Source organism: Paenibacillus pinisoli (genome assembly GCF_003605435.1).
Classification (GTDB): domain Bacteria; phylum Bacillota; class Bacilli; order Paenibacillales; family Paenibacillaceae; genus Pristimantibacillus; species Pristimantibacillus pinisoli.
Window position 1 is genome coordinate 101,176 of the sequence record NZ_QXQB01000007.1, and the last position, 17,055, is coordinate 118,230.

Consider the following 17,055-nt stretch of genomic DNA (forward strand, 5'->3'; position numbering starts at 1 on the left):
CTCAGATAAGAAGAGAAGAACCTGATCGGCCCAGTCGCCAATCAGGTTCTTCCTTTTGCTTTTATTTCACTTGATCTTCAATCTTTCTTACAAACACTTCAACCGTGCTGCCGTCTACTTCTTTTCTTATCGATTCATGGGATACGGATGCGTCCTCGATTTGTCCGAAAGCCCAATAAGAAGCCGGAACATCCGGCCATGTTTGTTCTGCGCCCGTTAATGGACCGCGGTACAGCATCCGGTTAATCAGCGTCACCGCTTCGGAACGGACAATGCCGTTCTCAGGCTTGAACGAGCCGTTGGAGTAGCCGGTGATCATACCGTTGCGATATAGCGACTCGATTGCCGGAGCCGCCCAGTGTCCAGCCTTGACGTCCGAGAAGTGAAGCTCAATCGGCTTGCCTGTTTCGAGCTTCAGATAGCGGGTCATGACGGTTGCGAGCTCAGCCCGGCTAACGGGATCGTTCGGACGGAATTTGCCATCCGCACTGCCCTCGAAAATCTTGTATTTGGTAACTGTACTAATATAGCCAGCAGCCCAGAAGTCCTTTGGCACGTCTGTATACGACTTCGCCTCGCTGTCGTACTCGCCAATCATTCTTGCAATGATGGCAGCCAGCTCAGCGCGAAGCAGCAGCTTCTCGGACTTGAAGGTGCCGTCCGGGTAGCCCAAGATATAGCGTTCGCGAACAAGGCTGCCGGCACGTTCCGAGTAGACGAGCAGCTTCAGTGAAGAAGACAACTCCGCTCCGCCCGATACTGTTCCGTCACTGCTTACGAATTCAACTTTAATCGTCACTTGGCGATCCTTCTCTTGATCACCGAGCTCAGGCCATTGAAGCACGATTCCGAAGGCTCCTGATGTATCCTTCTTCACATCTTTAACATTCCACACAATCGCGCCTGCAAGTACGGTGCCGCCATCCGCGCTGATGACCTTCACGCCTTCAGGCAGTGTCACCCGAATTTGTCCTTCTTTCAGGTCTGCATCGGACATGTTCTTATACTGGACAGTCATTTTGCTCTCAGCGGATTCTTGATGAATCGGTCGGTCCGTCTGCAGGTTAACCGTCAATTCGCCGTTTTTATTCGACTCCGGCTTATCCGGGTTCTCAGGATTGGAAGGGAGAGGGCCGCCTCCGCCGCTGCCGGATCTAGGCGTCATCACAAAATCGAATTGCACGATCGAGCGCTCAACCTTAATGGCCATCTTGCCATTTTCGATATAGGTGGAGCTTTCCGGATGCGCCGTAGTATCGTTGCGGCTGTCATACGGATAGTAGCCGTTAGCCTCGGCTGTGATGTAATAGTCGCTGTCTGCATAAACCATCCACGCGTAGAACCCTGCCGTCACGATCTGCGTCGGGCTGGCGTTGTTTTGCGGCGGGAAGCCTGGCAGCGCAGGCAGTGTCACCGGACCAGGGGCAATGCCGTTAGCGGCATTGCGCGCCGTATTGGCGTACCATAACTTAACGGTGACGCTGCGATCATCAATTAGGCTGCCGGTAGCCGAATTTCGAATGCTGCCAAAAGGATCGATCAGCTCTTCGCTAATGTTCATTTCACCGGATGCCTGCACCTTGGCTGTAGGCAGTTCACCGTTACTCTTGGAGTTGATAATCAAGTACGGCCGATCGATTACGGTGCCCGAACTGTCAGAAACATTGTAGTAATAGCGGATTTCCAGTTGATACGTTTCGTTTTCCTGCGGCAGGCCGTCAGCAATGAACAACCCGTTCTCGTCTATCTGGAAGCCGTCCGCTTCGGTCGGAGTGGCCAGCAGTGCGCCGCTTGGATCGCTAGCGTTCACATATTCGTTGTCTTTCTTCAGGAAGACCACGAATGCTGGCTGGCTCGGTTCATTGCCAAGCGAGGCAAAATCAATCAGATGCAGCGAGCCTGCGGAGTCCTTGCTGCCAATTACGCCGGCAACAGCTTTATTGGCCGTGACTTCGTCCGTACCATCGCCCCTTAGCGGCTTGTCCACGACAGCGCGCTGCTTGTACGTGATGGTTTTGCCATCGCTTACCGTCTTGCTGTATTCAATGGTATAGTCTTGTTTGCTCGGAATGAGGAATTCGTACTCCCCGTTCTCGTTTGTTTCGATCGTGGCCACAATGGAACCGTCTTGGCCTCTTACAATAATGGTTTTGCCTGCAACAGGATTTGTGACTCCTGAGCTGTCTGTCTCTGTAATTTTCCCTTTTAGCTTAGGCGGATCGAATGTGATCTTGATCGTCGCCGTTCCGCTGACTTCATTGGGAACGTCAAAGACGGAAGCTGTTACGACGATCTCCTGGGAATCAGTCGATCCAGTGAGGTCTGGGGACTCGTAATAAATAATGGCTTTGCCGTCTGGGCCTGTCGTAACTTCTGTAACCGGATCGCCGTTCTCGTCCACGAATCGTCCGCCCGCATTCGGCGTGCCTGAAGCATCGTCACGGTCGAAGGTTACCTTGGCGCCAGGGAGCGGATTGCCGTTGTCGTCCGTTACGGTTACCGTCACCTTCGTAGGGGTCTCTCCATCGCCCACATTGCGGGAAGGGCCGGCAACAATGCTGACGTTCCCGCCCATCGGAATGGTAGAGTCCATCGTAAATGAGCTGTTTGCGGTTGCACTGGTGTTCAGCTTGCCTTCAGCTGTTGCAGTTACGGTATATACGCCGTTCACGCTAATTGCTGTATCTGGAGTCCATAACCAGAGGCCAGAAATGGGATAGCTGACTACGGAACCGCTTAGTTGGACATTGTTATGGTCTTTTACGATAACAGAGACGGTTGAGCCGGGTTCGCTCGTACCTGTTACTTCTGTAACCGGTTTGCTGCCTGCCCAATCGTTAAGCGGCGTCTCGATCGTGACAAAAACGTTGCTCAGCGGGAAGCCGCCTGTTTGCGGGCCTAGAGGGCTAAGCACCCGCAGAGGATCCCCCGCGTCCACAATGTCGCCGCCGTTTGGCTGGTACACCAGCTCTGCTGCAGCACCGCGCGGAATCTCGTTGCCGCCTGTCAGCTCCAGCGTTAACGTATCGGTACCCGAACCGGATACAACAATGGCTGGTATTACTGTGCCGTCAATCAGGACGCCGAAGCCCGGCTGGCCGATGACATCTACATTGGCAGGAAATTTGACAATGACCTGGTTAGGTTTGCTGCCTATTGCCCCTGCGGTAGGCTCGAATGTCATTTGGTTGTCAACCGGGAAGTCCGCCAGATAGCCTAGACTGCGGCCATTTGGTCCAGATTCCCGGATATCAATAGGCGCATATTCTTCATCTGCTTGTCCCGTTGCATAATGCAAGGTAATATTCGTTGGCGCGTTCTCGTTAGGCAGCGTCGGAATTCCATCTGCCGGGAGGCCCTCGCTAAGCGTGAACACAATGGTCTTGCCGCTGGAGTCCGTGCTGTCGAGAGCAACGCTCGCCGCTGTAAGGGTTTCGACTTGCCCGTCCACTTCCAGAGAGAAGGCAAATGCGCTTAAGCTGTTCATTATACTTGCTTCATCCAGCGGCTGGGCGAATACGACACGGATTTTATCCCGGGTTGTATCGTTGATGACCACGGCTTGAATCGGCTTCATCTGGTTATTCACCGGATCATTGATGAAGGATCCCAGCTCGGCGCTTGAGTCTGTGATGCGGTCAACCGCATCTAATTTCTCTGCCTGATAAGACAAGGAAACGACTGCGTTGAGCGGGATTTGACCGTTCCAATTCGCAGGAAGCGCGCCGTTTGCAAGCACCAGCTGAATTTTGTCAGGGGATTGTCCTGCCTCAATAGCGGCATTGCTGCTGTTCAAATCAAGCTTGAATGGCGGATTGATCCCGTCGTTGATCGTAAGCGCAAATGCTTCGAGCGCGTTGGCCGAAGCAGTAACGAAGGATGGGAACTTCACTTCAACCGTATTGCGCACCATGTTGTTCACAACCTCAATGCTTTCAGGAGCAAAGCGGTTGTTTACCGGAATTTCAGGCGCACCCGGAGCGGGGAAGCTGTCCAGCGGAGCGCCGCCTTCGCCTGCGCCTTGTACAGAGCCCTTGTCTTTGTCGTAGTAAAGCAATGGCGGCGTATTCGGCGGAATGACAAAGTCAGTCGGGAGATCCGGCGGATAAGACGGACTATCCGGATCGATCTCCAGCACAAGGACGAATGGATCGTCAACGCCGTATTTGTCTTTGCCGTGGCCAACTACTTTCAGAGGGATATCCTTTTCGCCTTCAGGTGTCGGAAGCTTGATCGAGAATCCGTCCCGTTCATCCTCGTTGAAATCGGTAGGGCTGTCCATATTGACGATAATAGTGTGACGGTCTGGACCGACCTCTGCCGTCTGAATCTCTGGCGCTATAGCATTGGCGAATAGAACCGGAGCGATGTCGGAATTGCCTCCGCCGTACCGCTTATCACCATACTCCCCGCCGATACTCGCTTTTACGTTGGTAATATGCGGGTACTTGCCAAGGTTCCAGAGGTTAACCCTTGCAATACCGTTAGCATCCGTAAGCACGGTAATCTCGCGGAAAGTGACAAGTGCCCCGTCACGGTCGTATGTGCGGGTTTTGACGGTTTCACCTTCTGCAGTCAGATAGACATCGGCATCATCGACCTGCTTGGCCGCAACCTCCGTCCGGCCGCTGCCGATGCCGACATTGCTGTAGGAATCCACATAGTACATCGAGAAAGTCACCGGATAACCGGCAATGGTCTCGCCATCTACCGTCTTTACTTCTGCTTGCACTTCTGTGTTGGCTTCAATTGCGGATAGACCCGAAGCTGCTGTCGTGCCTGTCACAGGAGTGTTGCCTTTTGGACGATTGCCGAACGCAGCATCTTTTTGGAAATCATAGTTTTCACCTTCTACCACCAAAGGCGTTTTTCCTAGGATAGAGATAGTTGTCGGAGCCTGCTCAACGGATTGAGTGTCAGTGCCGGGAACGATCAAGCCGCTGTAATTGTTGAAATACCAGGAGTTGATGTCATGGAACTGATTGGCCCCGCCAGTCGCGGCTGTAAAGCCCACATAGACGTCGTCCTGCAGCAGATTGCTGCCAAGATCCTTTTTGTCTGCCATGATCGGCTTAATTTCGTACTCTGTTCCATCCGATTTCAATGGCGCGACAAGTCTGCCTTGTGCGTTCAAGTACGGGAATGCGCCAAGCTCTACCGTATCCACCTGGGCATTCTGGCCGCTGCCGGTGGTCTGAATCGTTCCATCGGATTTGATGACTGGGGCGTAGAATGTGCCAGAATTGTTTTCGCGAATCAGATAGACCTCGAAGCTTTTGGTCAGGCCGTTGTAATCGATCCAGGAGTGAAATTGTTTATAAGGATCCGCTTGCGCTTCGGCGGTGGTTTGCGCTAGCGACATGCGTTTCAAATCCAAATTGGCAATATCCTTGCCATATTGATGCACCGTATGGCCAACATCGCCATTCAGGTCGAGCGCAACATGGGACGCCCGCGTATTCGCGATGGAGCCGACAGGCGTCGGATCGTTGCGTACCGGGTTAACTTGGTCCAAGCCATCTTGCCCGACATTGCGGTAGGTATCGTATTCGATGCCAATACTTTTCCCGACGCCGGAATAGCCAAGGCCCCCGCCGACCGCGCCAGCTTCATTGGAAGCAGTCTGCATGACAAATACAATGCCATCGGCTTGCGAGCCTCCATGCATCTTGAAGCTGAAATACGAGCTGAACGAGCGATTGTCCGTAAGCGTTATACGCTCTTTGTTGAACACGCTCCCGAAAGCGTTGCCTGACTGAATGGCCAAGCGAACCTTATCTTGTTGAAAGCCGAGCCCGTTTATCTCGGAACCCGTATAAGAATTGCTGCTAGATTTGCCGTAATTGTATTGCAGCCATGCTGTGGTCTGGCCGCCGAGCTGCCCTAAGCCGCTTCCGGTCGGTGTCGAAGGGCCAGTATGGGTTATAGCGCCTCCTATCATCGGGTTGGACACGGTAAAGTCTGCATTTTTCATGGAGACATACGTCTTGCTGGAATCTGCAGCAGAAGATGGCGCGGCCGCGTATGCAATCGGAGCCGCTGTTACCGTCAGCCCGGATAAGGCGAGGATAAGAGCTAACCCTAGATTTAATAGGCGCCGCCACCTCTTGTTGCCGGGTGAGCTATGTTGTTTCAATTGTTTTTTCTCTCCTTTTCGATAGATTTGTGCTTTCAAAATGGACACAAAACGCCATTTAATATTATACAAACGCGATATAGACAAAATCTAAACAAAAGACGGATTGACGTATGAAAATAAGGGATTTTAGTCCTAGTCCCTACTCTGCAATTTGATTACATCAGCTCAGCTTGGCAGCTTGGACAAGGAGGATAGGCTGGCGGCGTGGAAATAGGTACCAAACCTCTTGGATGCGAGGGTGGTTAACTAAACCTGAAATGGCGGTGAGAGCAGTGAATAATTTGAAGCACGGCGGGTTCTATAAGCTTAGATTCATCCTAACGCCAGAAGAATTTCAAAGTGTGCTGCAGCGCTTAGCGCAAGGGGAAGCGCAGTATCATCAGACGAACCATGACCGGACCAAGCATGATCAGAGTCAGGTGCATGAAGCCTATACAACCTTCTATCAATATTTTACGGCAACGGAAAAGCCTGATTATTTTCCTTTCTTTGTGTACTCGATTTCGCTTACGGTGGGCAATGAAAGCTCAGGATTTTTTGTAAGAAATGAAGGAATCAGCTTTCCCTATAACGAACAATGGGCGGAAGACGAGCTGCCGAATGTCATGCTCTCCTTCCCCAAAGGCTTTCAAATTGACCGGGAAGATGAAAGCGGGAGGCACTATATCTACGAGGATATTCGGGAGCATTGCCCGTTAACATATGGATTATATGGAGATCTAGCAGCTGAAATAAAGAAAATGACCAAGCCGCTTCGATTCTCCGTTCCAGCAGGCGATACGCTACAAGAGCAAAAATCATCTGTTCGTATAAGCAAAGACGCGATGAACGATATGGCGAACTCCTGGATTTTCAGGAAATATCGGCTCGTTATGAATAGCAAATAGGGTGTGACGGGATATGGGGAAAAGGAGGGAGATGTATATCCCTCCTTTTTGCATTTCGTTGTCAAAGCTCCCGAGCAATAAATATTCTGGTAACAGTGGGAATTAATTATAATGAAATCATACGTTTTTTCCGATATGAACATAAAGACCCATTCTCACTTTATTAGGAGGTATTCCGATGTCTTCTTTCTCTGCTGTCTCGAAAACGGATAGAGGGTTAAATAAATTGACTCCAAATGCCGCAAAGGACAAGGAAATGCAAGAACTATATAAACAAAAGATGAAAGTACAGGATGAGATCAACAGAGTAAACAACAACCAGGAGATGGATTCCAAGTTAAAAATGGAACGTGTTAAGACGCTAACAAGCAGCATGCAACAAATTGACTCCAGGATCTCTGAGCTCAAGATGGAGAATATGAAGAAGAATTCTCCTGAAAAAGCCTCATCAGATTCAAAAGCCGCTCCTTCCAAATCGGCTCAGGACCCTGAGCTTGCTATTATTATTGAGAAGAGCGCCACTTATTCTCAGTTAAATAAATCAGTGGAACTGCGGGCTAAGCTGGATGGTGAAATCAAAACCTTAGAGGGTGGAGTTCGATTTGACCGCACACTCTTGGAAAGCAGCCCATCGAATGATAGTGGAAAATCAATGATGCTTCAAAATGCTGAGGACACTGTCTTCAAGATGAAGCGTGAAATGGTGCAAGACATACAGGTCCAGCGAAACGTTGTAGATCAGAGAATTAAAGAGCTTGTTTCAGAGATTAATGACACCGAGGAGAGCGACGAAGCCCGTCCAATTATTATAGAGGATGTTCCTGATCATAATGAAAGCCAAAACAATACGTCTAATACCAAAGTACAGCAAGAAGATGTATCTGCTTCTTCTGGTACCAAGGAACAGCAAGAAGATGTATCTGCTACTTCTGATACCAGGGAACAGCAAGGAAGTGCAGCCGCTTCCTCTGATTCGTCACGCCCAGAAGCTGCATTTATTGATATTCGGGTATAAGAAAAGGTCATTCGTTTGAATTACAGCTTGCAGAAATTAACGTCTCCAAGGTATAGCAACTTATGAGAAAGCCCCTCTGCTGCCAACGCATGCGGAGAGGCCTTTTTTGTGCGAGGCGGCCATAGGCCTTCCTTACTCATCCCTTGGAACCAAGTTTTCTTTTGCAGGCGGGTTATCGAAACTTTCCATTCCATGGAAGCGTAAAGAAACTAACTCTATCGTTCGGAGGTATACACGGATATGGATAAAAAGAAAATGGGCGTTCTCAAGAAGCTGTACCTGGCAACAAACTACACCTATGATCGTGAACGGGAAGTAAGCTTGTATCAGGAGGATTCGTTAACGGACCGGGAGAAAGCGTTGCTGAAGGAAATGAATTGGCCGGCCAATCAGTTGGAGTGGCTTTCTCACGACTCCTGCGTAAAAGAATTGGTCAAGCTTAGAGGGGACAAGCGGTTAACCCGCGAACGCATCATGGACGGTTTTGTGGCAGGGATAGGCGGCAGCTATCCTCGGGGGCTGTCCCCGTTCATCAGCTATTACACCATGCAGAACATGCCGGAGCATGAGTTTCAGGAAGCGGAGCGTTATGCAGCTTGCCGAACCTGCTCCTTTTCGAAGAATAAGAAGGATGGGTTTTGGGAAAATGCTCCTTACCTTCACTATGTCCTTTATTTAGGCAATACGTATGGCTCCAGCCCTTGGGGCGCGCTGCTCGACTTGAAGGAGCTGGCCGGGCAGCCTCCGGTTAAACCAACGAACGAGGATATTGAGGTATTTCGAAGTCTGCTGGACAGCTTGGCCCGTTCGGGGCCGGATGAGACGCCGGGTGAGTTCGAGAAGCGGCTGGCGGCAGAGAAGCTCATGCCGAAGAACAAGTATGTGCGGCGGGGAATATTGAAATCCCTGGCTATAGCAGGGGTTATTCCGAACTCGTTGGTCCAGACTTATTTCCATACATGGATCGATTTCGATGATATGGAGCGCCAAGGAGAGAAGCTTGCGAATACAAAAGGCCGCTCGGACATGGAGATGCCCTGGGCAGCCTGGATCGGAGAGCTAGGAGTGAATTGGGATGTAGCCAAGGAGCTTTTTGGCGATGAATACGTTGTTCAAGGCTAGATTAGCCCTTCCTGGCCACAATGAAATATTCTTGGGAGCTTAGGTTTAAGCAATCTGCCTCCATTAGGGAGAAGTTCGCCTTCTTCATGTTTTCGACGAGTTGGCTGCTTTTGAATGCTTGGATTGCGGGCATCAAGCCTGCTTTACCGGCAACGGATAAGAGGCCCTTAAGCAATCTTTTTTCACCGACGCATGGGGTTGCCGAGATGAATAATGCTCCTGGCTTTAACAGCTCGTGTATTCTTTGTAATTCAGCCCCTTCATCCTCTAGCAAATGCAAAATATGAAAGGCCAAAATAGCATCGAATGACCCTTTTTTATATCTCTCATCGAATATGGTCGTGTGAGCGTAGCTGATATTAGCGATACTCCGTTCGAGAGCCTTCTTCCCGGCAATCTCAACCATATTTGCAGATAGATCTATAGCATGAAGCACCTGCACGCTGTCTGCAATTTCATTGGCAATTAACCCCGTTCCACAGCCGTAGTCCATGACTATGTCACTTGGTTTAAGATAGGTTTTTGTTCTGTTGATGATGGTGTTGTAGATCTGCGCATCCTTCATCTCGATCTGATCATACTTGCTTGCTGTTTTGTCCCAGAAGCGTTCGGATTTGCTCACTTTAGCGGCACCTTCTTTACTGGAATGTCGATTGCAGGTTGAAGCGGCAGTAATAGCAAGGACAGAAACGAAGCAATTTTTAAGAAATTTGGTTATGCATAATATTGTAAAGTAGAAAGGGCGGAAGCTCAAATCTTGGAGGAGTGTGCCTATGAACCATTTGGAATGTATTGAAGCCTACAAGAGCGCTCTACAGCAATATTCGGCAGAACAGCTTCGTTTTATCCCCGCGCAGAAGGTGTGGTCTCTTGGACAGATGTACGACCATGTTATCCTGACGGCACTTGATTATTTGGATCAGGTAGAAAGCTGCGCATCTGCAAGGGAGGAACAGTCCGGCGGCAAGACGGAGGCCGGGGAGCAGCTCTTCCGCGCTGGCGGCTTCCCCGCTATTAAGATCAAATTGCCGGACGGACCGGAGAATAACCCTAACAATTTGAGAACCAAAGATGATCTATCGGAAGGGTTAAGCCAAGTTCTCGCGAGAATAGCGGAATGGGAAGGCCGATTAAAGAATATCCCTCCGAATTATAAAGTAAGGCATGACGGCTTCGGCTGGTTGAATGCGCAGGAGTGGTTCAGTCTTATTGGTATGCACTTTCGGCATCATCTACGACAACAGCGAGAGCTTGAAGCTGCGTATGCTTTGGCAAGCGGGAATATGAACTAACCACTGCAAAGGTGCTGTTCCCAAAAAGCAAAATAGCAGTGCTAATTAAATAGACATTCATTTCCCTACATGCGCTGATCCATATAAACAAAAATTAAGCCGCTGCAGATACTGCAGCGGCTTTCCTACTCCCCAAACTACTGATACAGCCAAATCCCCGATACCGTCATAACTGCTGGCAGCGCGGATTCATCGATGTCAACATTGTCATACCAGCCGCCTACGGCAAGATTAAGTACCAGGTAGAAGGACTTGTCGAACGGCATGTCCGGCTCCATCCGGCGCTCGGCATAACAATGCCCGTCAACGAGCCAGCGGATAGAGCCTTCGCTCCACTCCAACGTGTAATCCCGGAATTGATTAATGGTGCCGTCTTCAAGCTGGAGAGAATACTCGTCAAGCTTCTTATGGTCCCAATCCTTCCCGTAATGCAGCGTGCCGGACACCTGCTGAGGCAGGCGGCCTCTAGCCTCCATAATATCGATCTCTCCGGAAGCGGGCCATGGTCCGTAAGCCTGCTCCTGCGGCAGCAGCCATATGGCGGGCCATAAGCCTTGCCCGACCGGCAGCTTGGCGCGAATGACTAATTTGCCGTAGAGATAGGAGAAGTGGTCCTTTGTATCCAGTCGCGCAGACGTGTAGCGGAAGCTCCGACCGTCTTGCGTCTCGGTAAGCTCGCGACGGGCACACAGGTTAAGGCCGGCTTCATCGATATACAAATTGCTGTCATGGTTCGTATAATATTGCTGCTCGCCGTTCCCCCAGCCCGGGTGGATCGGCTTGCCGTCGTTATCCAGCAAGTCGTTGCCAAGGCGAATATTCCATGAGCTCAAATCCGCGCGGCTGTCCGCGAAATCCTGCTTCCATATCAGCTTGTTCATCCCCTGAACACTCCCTTCTTCTAATCCCAGAATACTGAAATTTGACCCTTGGTGGAACAAATCCAAAAAAATGGGATAGGGTCAAAAATCATGGCCTTTTTTTCCTATGCCTATTTTCATTACGATGAGAGGGAAGGGGGCACAGAATATGTTCCAACAGAGGACAGGACTAGTTAAGTCATTGCTCAGGCAATGGCAGCTGCAGAGCATGGTAATCCCCGGGATTATCTGGATGTTCATCTTTTGCTACATTCCCATGCTATGGCTGATTATCGGATTTATGGACTACAGCATTGCCAAGCCTATGCTGCAATCACCCTTTGTCGGGCTGAAGCACTTTGAGGAATTTATAGGGGATGACCGCTTCTGGCGCTCGATTCGCAACACGCTGGGCATGAGCGCGATCAAGCTGGTATTCGGTTTTCCGATTCCGATTTTTTTTGCTTTGCTATTGAATGAAATCAGGAGCATACGCTTCAAGCGTACGGTCCAGACGATCTCGTATTTGCCGCACTTTATCGCATGGACGATCTTCGGCGGCATTATGCTCAACTGGCTCGGTGAAGGCGGTGTCATGAACCAATTGATGATGGGCCTTGGCATTCAGGAGCGCGAGATTCTATACAACAGCGATCCGAAGTACTTCTGGTGGATTACGTATTTCTCCGACGTGCTCAAGGAGACAGGCTGGAGCGCCATTATTTATATCGCTGCTATTGCCGGCATTGACCCGGCGCTGTATGAGGCAGCGGAACTGGATGGCGCTAACCGATGGCAGCGGATGTGGCATATTACGGTGCAGAGCATTCGTCCGACCATCGCAATCTTGTTCATTCTGGCAGTCGCCGGAATGCTGGGAAGCAACTTCGAGCAGATCTTCATGCTGAAGAACAACATGAACATGAGGATGGCGGAAAGCTTGGATCTGTACATTTATAACATGGGTCTCGTATCCGGGCGTCACTCCTTCTCAACAGCTGTGTTGTTCGCCCGCTCGATCGTGGCGCTGGGACTGTTGTTCCTGGCCAACTACATGTCCAAAAAACTGACAGGCGACAGCATATTCTAACGAAGGGGGCAGATCCATGGAATTACGGGGAAGAATGCGGCGCATCGGAGTGTTTGAAGTCTGCAATACCCTGGTTATGCTGGCGGTTTGTTTTCTGACGCTGTACCCGATCTGGTTCGTATTTATCAATTCGCTTAATGCGCCGGAGAAGGCAATACTAGGCACCGTCAACTGGTTTCCGGAAGCGTTCTCGTGGGCAAGCTACAGCGTTGTCTTTAATGATAAAGGCTTAATGAATGGCTTCTATGTCACGACCATGCGTACCCTTATCGGCACGACGGCGCATGTGCTGTTCACGGCAATCGTAGCGTATGGCATGAGCAAGACTAATCTGATTGGCCGTAAGGTCTATATGAAGATTGCCCTGATTACGATGCTGTTCTCAGGCGGACTTATTCCTACGTTTATTCTCATGACGAAGCTGGGTCTCTACGACAACTTCCTGGTCTTCATCATTCCGGCGATGTACACGTTTTTCAATATGGTCATCTTCATGAGCTTCTTCCGCACGATTCCGGATAGTCTGGAGGAATCGGCGAAGGTAGACGGAGCTTCTGATTACGGCGTATTGTTCCGCATCGTCATGCCGAACAGCATGGCTGTTATTGCGACCATCTCGCTATTCTCGGCTGTCTATCACTGGAACGATTATTATCAAGGCGTCATCTATATCTACTCGCAGGAAAATCTGCCGCTGCAAACGATGCTCTACAAGATTATTGCAGAGAACTCTATGTCGTTCATGCAGCAGCAAGCGATGGCGCAGTTCGGCGCCAGGCTGCCGGGCAACTCCATTAAGTTCGCTTCAATGATGGTAGCCACGCTTCCTATTCTACTGGTGTACCCCTTTATACAGCGCTATCTGGTCAAAGGTGTTATGATTGGCGCCATTAAAGGGTAAGCGTCATACGCCGATCCAAGATAATGAGCGGAGCGGCGTATGATCCATATATACTAAAAAAGGGATAAAAAGAGAGGATGATCACGTAATGAAGCGCAACCGCATGAAGCAAAGCATCGTTATGGCTCTGGCTTTAATTATGGTGCTGAGCTTGGCCGCTTGTACCGGGTCGAAGAACAACGAAAACCAGCCTACCTCCCAGCCTTCGAACAGCTCGCAGCCGCCTGCCGGCGAAGCGACGCCGAATCCTGAGGTTCCGGCATGGCAGCTGGATACTAGTCCGGTAGAATTGTCTTGGTTCGTGGGAGCTTCCTGGTATCCGCATTCCTGGGGCGAAAGCTTGGCTTCCAAGTATGTGACAGAGAAGACTGGCGTCAACATCAAGCTTGAAGTGCCATCAGGCGAAGCGAACGAGCATATTACGCTTATGATGACTTCCGGTAAACTGCCGGACATTATTACAATGGGCTCTTGGGAAAACGCTGTCAAAAAGCTGTGGGAAGGCGACTTTGTCTATGCTTTGAACGAACTGGCAGACCAGTATGACCCATACTTCTACAAAGTAGCGGGCGACGGCACGCTGAAGTGGTATCGCCAAGAGAATGGCAACACATACGGCATACCGAATGATTCGTACAGCCCGAACCTGATGCATGAGACGGGCATGACTGCCGCCAATCAGACGTTCCTGGTCCGCAAGGATTTGTATGAGGAGATGGGAACTCCGAACCTGAGCACGCCGGAGGGCTTCCTGAGCGCTCTGCAATTGCTGAAGGATAAGTATCCGGAATACAAAGGGCAGCCGATCAGCCCGTTCTTTGCGCAAGGCAATGTGCCTTATGGCATGACAGAATATCTGCAAAACCTGCTGGCTATCCCGCATGAGAAAGATGGCAAAGTATATGACCGCATTACGGACCCTGATTATATTGCTTGGCTGAAAACGTTCCGTACCGCTTACGAGCGCGGACTTATCAATGTTGATTTCCTGGTAGACTCCGATACGCAAGTAGAAGAGAAAACAAACAATGCGCGTTACTTCATGATGGTGCGCGAGTGGAATGGCATGGCGGCTGTTAACCCGATGCTGGCTGCAAGCGCCAACCCTGAATCCTACTATGTTGCTGTAGATGGACCACAGAATAGCAGAGGCGACAGCGCGAAGCTGTTCCCGGGCAACATGGATGGCTGGATGGTTACGATGATCAGCAAGAATACGAAGCATCCAGAGCGTGCAATCCGCTTCCTGTCTTACCTGGCAAGTGAAGAAGGACAGCGCGATCTGTTCCTCGGCAAAGAAGGCGAGACATGGGATATGGTCGATGGCAAGCCGACGCTGAAGCCGGAGATGGTGGACCTTCTTTCCAACGATATTGAGAAGCTTGAAAAAGAATATGGTGTTATGGACACGTATTGGATGGTCCGCAACCCGGTTATCATTAATCAGTGGAGACCGGAGAAAGCGCCTGTTCTGAAGCAAATGGAAGACTTTGCGAACGCGCAAGCCGATATCGACAGCGGCATCTACAAAGGGCTCGACCCGCTTGGCGATTCCGATGTAGCGGTAGCATGGGCGCGCATCTCCCAGAACTGGGAGGAAGTCATGCCGGAGCTGATTACGGCTAAGGATGAAGCGACTTTCGATAAAGTGTTCGAGAGCTTCCTTGCACGCCGGGACAGCTATGGCTTCGACAAGGTCTTGGAATTCCGTCAGGCTGAGCTGGATGTGCGCAAAGCCAAGATGGCGGAGTAATCGAATACGTATACAATCTTTATTGCCGGCTGCCGTAATGGCGGCCGGTATTCCCTGCTTTTGCGGGGGGGCGTTCCAAATGGAACAATATGGTCTGATTACCTACCCGCCGGTTCGTCATACATGGTATATTACAGGTGGGGGAGGGCGCTGGAATGAACTATTTGCTGACGAGAATGAAAAAGCTGTATCGCAATTCCCGCATATCTCAAAAGTTTTTTATGGCCTTTAGCCTGACGATCGCCATACCAGCCTTGCTGGTATCCTTCTTGTTTATCCGGACTCAGGAGACCCAGCTTTATAAGGATGCGATGGCTAGCGGAAGCAGCCATGTATCGAGGCTGAATGAGCAATTGCGCAGTCGGATGGATATGATTGAAAACGCTTCCTCTACAGCGCTGACGCAAAAGGCTTTTGTGGATTTCATCCATTCCAATATGCGCGGCGACGGCCTCCGATTGGTGAAGTTCAGGCAGAACCAATACGAACAGATGCACAATATTATTCAAAGCCATGAGCTGATCAGCCAGCTCAGCTTTTATGTCGATAATCCGAATTTGTATGAGATTTGGCCGGAAATCTATCACTATGACAAGTTTTATCCGCAGGATTACTGGACCGCGCTGCGCGACGAAGGGGGAGCGGCATTCCGTCTCTTCGCCTACCAGGATGGGGACCGTACGCTGTCCTATTACCGGCTGGTACGCTTGCAGGGGCAGCAGCAGAAGCGTCCGAGCATTATGGAGATCCGCGTGGAGCACAGCGCATTCTTCCGGGATATGCTGGAGGAGACCGGAGGCAATTTCTTTTCGGTCGTTATGGATGGGTCCAACCCTGACCGCTCGGTATACAATCCGCGGCATGAATTTATAAGCAACGCAGGGGAGGAGCTTGGCGACATTCTGGGCAGCGTTCACCAGGAACTGAATGTGCTGGAGCAAGAAGAGCCGATCAAGCTGAAGGTGGGGGATCATACCTACTACGCGCTCTATCGCTATATTGCTCCGCTAGACGCCTACGTGGTGGACATCGCCTCCCACCAGGCCCTGATGAAGGGCCCGCGCAGCTGGTATACCCTGGTGGTAGCCATTACGCTCAGCGTTCTATTGCTTATGATGTTTTTCGTCTCTCTTACGACCCGGCGCATGTTCCGCAGACTTGATAGTGTGCTTATTTCCATGCGCAAGGTGCGAAGGGGCCAGCTCGATGCCAAGATTCATACAGGTCTTGAGGACAAAGAGAGCGGCGATGAGATTGATGAAGTGGCTGTAAGCTACAACAATATGCTGGATGAGATCACACGCCTCATGACACAGGTGGTGGATAAGCAGCTTATAGCCAAGAACGCGCAGCTTCATTCTCTGCATTCGCAGATTAACTCGCATTTTCTCTATAACGCACTGGAGTCGATCCGAATGCAAGCGGAGGTACAGCGGCAGCCGGCTATTGCCGATGCGCTGGTGTCGCTGGGCTCGCTGCTTCGTTACAGCATGCAGTGGCGCAGCGATACGGTAGCCCTCGGCGAGGAACTGGCGAATATTCAGAGCTATATTCAATTTATTAATTTTATGGAGGGCGGCAGTATTGAATTAAGTGCAGATCTTCCGCCGGAGGTGCTCCGTTACGCCATTCCGAAGATGTGCATGCAGCCGATTGTGGAGAATGCCGTTCATCATGCGGCGCCGCGGGGCGGCAGCATACGGATTGAGATTACGGTGTCCGTGGAGGATGAGCGCCGGCTGCTCATCAAGATAAGGGACAATGGCGCGGGCGTAGAGCCCCAGATGTTAGCCAGCTTGCAGGCTGTGCTGCAGGGCGATTCAGATACGCCGATTGTGGCGAGCAAGAACGGGCTGGGCCTTGAGAATGTGCATAAAAGGCTGCAGCTTCATTATGGCAAAGGCTGCGGTCTATGGATTGAGAGCGAGCGGGGCTCCTATACCTGCGTCACGATTCGTTTGCCTTGGGAAAATGTGAATCTTGGAGGGTGGTAGAG

At 50.7% G+C, this 17,055-nt stretch carries 11 protein-coding genes; 8 read left to right on the forward strand and 3 right to left on the reverse strand.

Annotated elements, in window-relative coordinates; translation table 11 throughout:
- Positions 1-61: 61 nt before the first annotated feature.
- Complete coding sequence (locus tag D3P09_RS24625) at positions 62-6,136, reverse strand: S-layer homology domain-containing protein (protein ID WP_120114095.1); 6,075 nt, start codon at positions 6,134-6,136, stop codon at positions 62-64.
- A 173-nt stretch (positions 6,137-6,309) separates the two neighbouring features.
- Between D3P09_RS24625 and D3P09_RS24630 the strand changes: the two genes are divergently transcribed.
- The 3 genes from D3P09_RS24630 (at position 6,310) to D3P09_RS24640 (ending at position 9,163) form a co-directional block, all read left to right on the forward strand.
- Positions 6,310-7,026: a hypothetical protein gene (locus D3P09_RS24630; protein WP_243644461.1), complete on the forward strand. Its 717-nt coding sequence runs from the start codon at positions 6,310-6,312 to the stop codon at positions 7,024-7,026.
- A gap of 178 nt (positions 7,027-7,204) precedes the next feature.
- On the forward strand, positions 7,205-8,041 hold the full coding sequence (locus D3P09_RS24635; RefSeq protein WP_120114096.1) for a hypothetical protein: 837 nt from the start codon (positions 7,205-7,207) through the stop codon (positions 8,039-8,041).
- Between the two features lie 240 nt (positions 8,042-8,281).
- Positions 8,282-9,163 carry a hypothetical protein gene (locus D3P09_RS24640; RefSeq protein WP_120114097.1) on the forward strand — a complete coding sequence of 294 codons (882 nt, stop codon included), beginning with the start codon at positions 8,282-8,284 and terminating at the stop codon, positions 9,161-9,163.
- Between the two features lies 1 nt (position 9,164).
- On the opposite strand, the gene D3P09_RS24645 is transcribed toward D3P09_RS24640, so the two are convergent.
- Positions 9,165-9,785 carry a class I SAM-dependent methyltransferase gene (locus tag D3P09_RS24645; protein WP_165867574.1) on the reverse strand — a complete coding sequence of 207 codons (621 nt, stop codon included), beginning with the start codon at positions 9,783-9,785 and terminating at the stop codon, positions 9,165-9,167.
- A gap of 151 nt (positions 9,786-9,936) precedes the next feature.
- Here D3P09_RS24645 and D3P09_RS24650 point away from each other — a divergent pair, with 151 nt between their 5' ends.
- Positions 9,937-10,455: a DinB family protein gene (locus tag D3P09_RS24650; RefSeq protein WP_120114099.1), complete on the forward strand. Its 519-nt coding sequence runs from the start codon at positions 9,937-9,939 to the stop codon at positions 10,453-10,455.
- Positions 10,456-10,592: 137 nt separating this feature from the next.
- Here the strand turns inward: D3P09_RS24650 and D3P09_RS24655 are convergent, their stop codons facing one another.
- Positions 10,593-11,336: a glycoside hydrolase family 16 protein gene (locus tag D3P09_RS24655; RefSeq protein ID WP_120114100.1), complete on the reverse strand. Its 744-nt coding sequence runs from the start codon at positions 11,334-11,336 to the stop codon at positions 10,593-10,595.
- A 148-nt stretch (positions 11,337-11,484) separates the two neighbouring features.
- Here D3P09_RS24655 and D3P09_RS24660 point away from each other — a divergent pair, with 148 nt between their 5' ends.
- From D3P09_RS24660 to D3P09_RS24675, 4 genes are all read left to right on the forward strand, one after another.
- On the forward strand, positions 11,485-12,405 hold the full coding sequence (locus D3P09_RS24660) for an ABC transporter permease (protein ID WP_120114101.1): 921 nt from the start codon (positions 11,485-11,487) through the stop codon (positions 12,403-12,405).
- A gap of 16 nt (positions 12,406-12,421) precedes the next feature.
- The gene (locus D3P09_RS24665; protein ID WP_120114102.1) at positions 12,422-13,306 is read left to right on the forward strand and encodes a carbohydrate ABC transporter permease; all 885 of its coding nucleotides are present in this window, start codon (positions 12,422-12,424) and stop codon (positions 13,304-13,306) included.
- 88 nt (positions 13,307-13,394) lie between these two features.
- The gene (locus D3P09_RS24670) at positions 13,395-15,059 is read left to right on the forward strand and encodes an extracellular solute-binding protein (protein ID WP_120114103.1); all 1,665 of its coding nucleotides are present in this window, start codon (positions 13,395-13,397) and stop codon (positions 15,057-15,059) included.
- Positions 15,060-15,214: 155 nt separating this feature from the next.
- Positions 15,215-17,053 (forward strand): sensor histidine kinase, encoded by a 1,839-nt coding sequence (locus tag D3P09_RS24675; protein WP_120114104.1) that lies wholly within the window; start codon positions 15,215-15,217, stop codon positions 17,051-17,053.
- Positions 17,054-17,055: the final 2 nt, after the last annotated feature.

Bases quoted from the DNA above. Each gene is read 5' to 3' on its own strand.
- D3P09_RS24655 (WP_120114100.1), bottom strand. From the start codon at position 11,336: ATGAACAAGCTGATATGGAAGCAGGATTTCGCGGACAGCCGCGCGGAT.
- D3P09_RS24650 (WP_120114099.1), top strand. From the start codon at position 9,937: ATGAACCATTTGGAATGTATTGAAGCCTACAAGAGCGCTCTACAGCAA.
- D3P09_RS24665 (WP_120114102.1), top strand. From the start codon at position 12,422: ATGGAATTACGGGGAAGAATGCGGCGCATCGGAGTGTTTGAAGTCTGC.
- D3P09_RS24640 (WP_120114097.1), top strand. From the start codon at position 8,282: ATGGATAAAAAGAAAATGGGCGTTCTCAAGAAGCTGTACCTGGCAACA.
- D3P09_RS24635 (WP_120114096.1), top strand. From the start codon at position 7,205: ATGTCTTCTTTCTCTGCTGTCTCGAAAACGGATAGAGGGTTAAATAAA.
- D3P09_RS24675 (WP_120114104.1), top strand. From the start codon at position 15,215: ATGAACTATTTGCTGACGAGAATGAAAAAGCTGTATCGCAATTCCCGC.
- D3P09_RS24670 (WP_120114103.1), top strand. From the start codon at position 13,395: ATGAAGCGCAACCGCATGAAGCAAAGCATCGTTATGGCTCTGGCTTTA.
- D3P09_RS24660 (WP_120114101.1), top strand. From the start codon at position 11,485: ATGTTCCAACAGAGGACAGGACTAGTTAAGTCATTGCTCAGGCAATGG.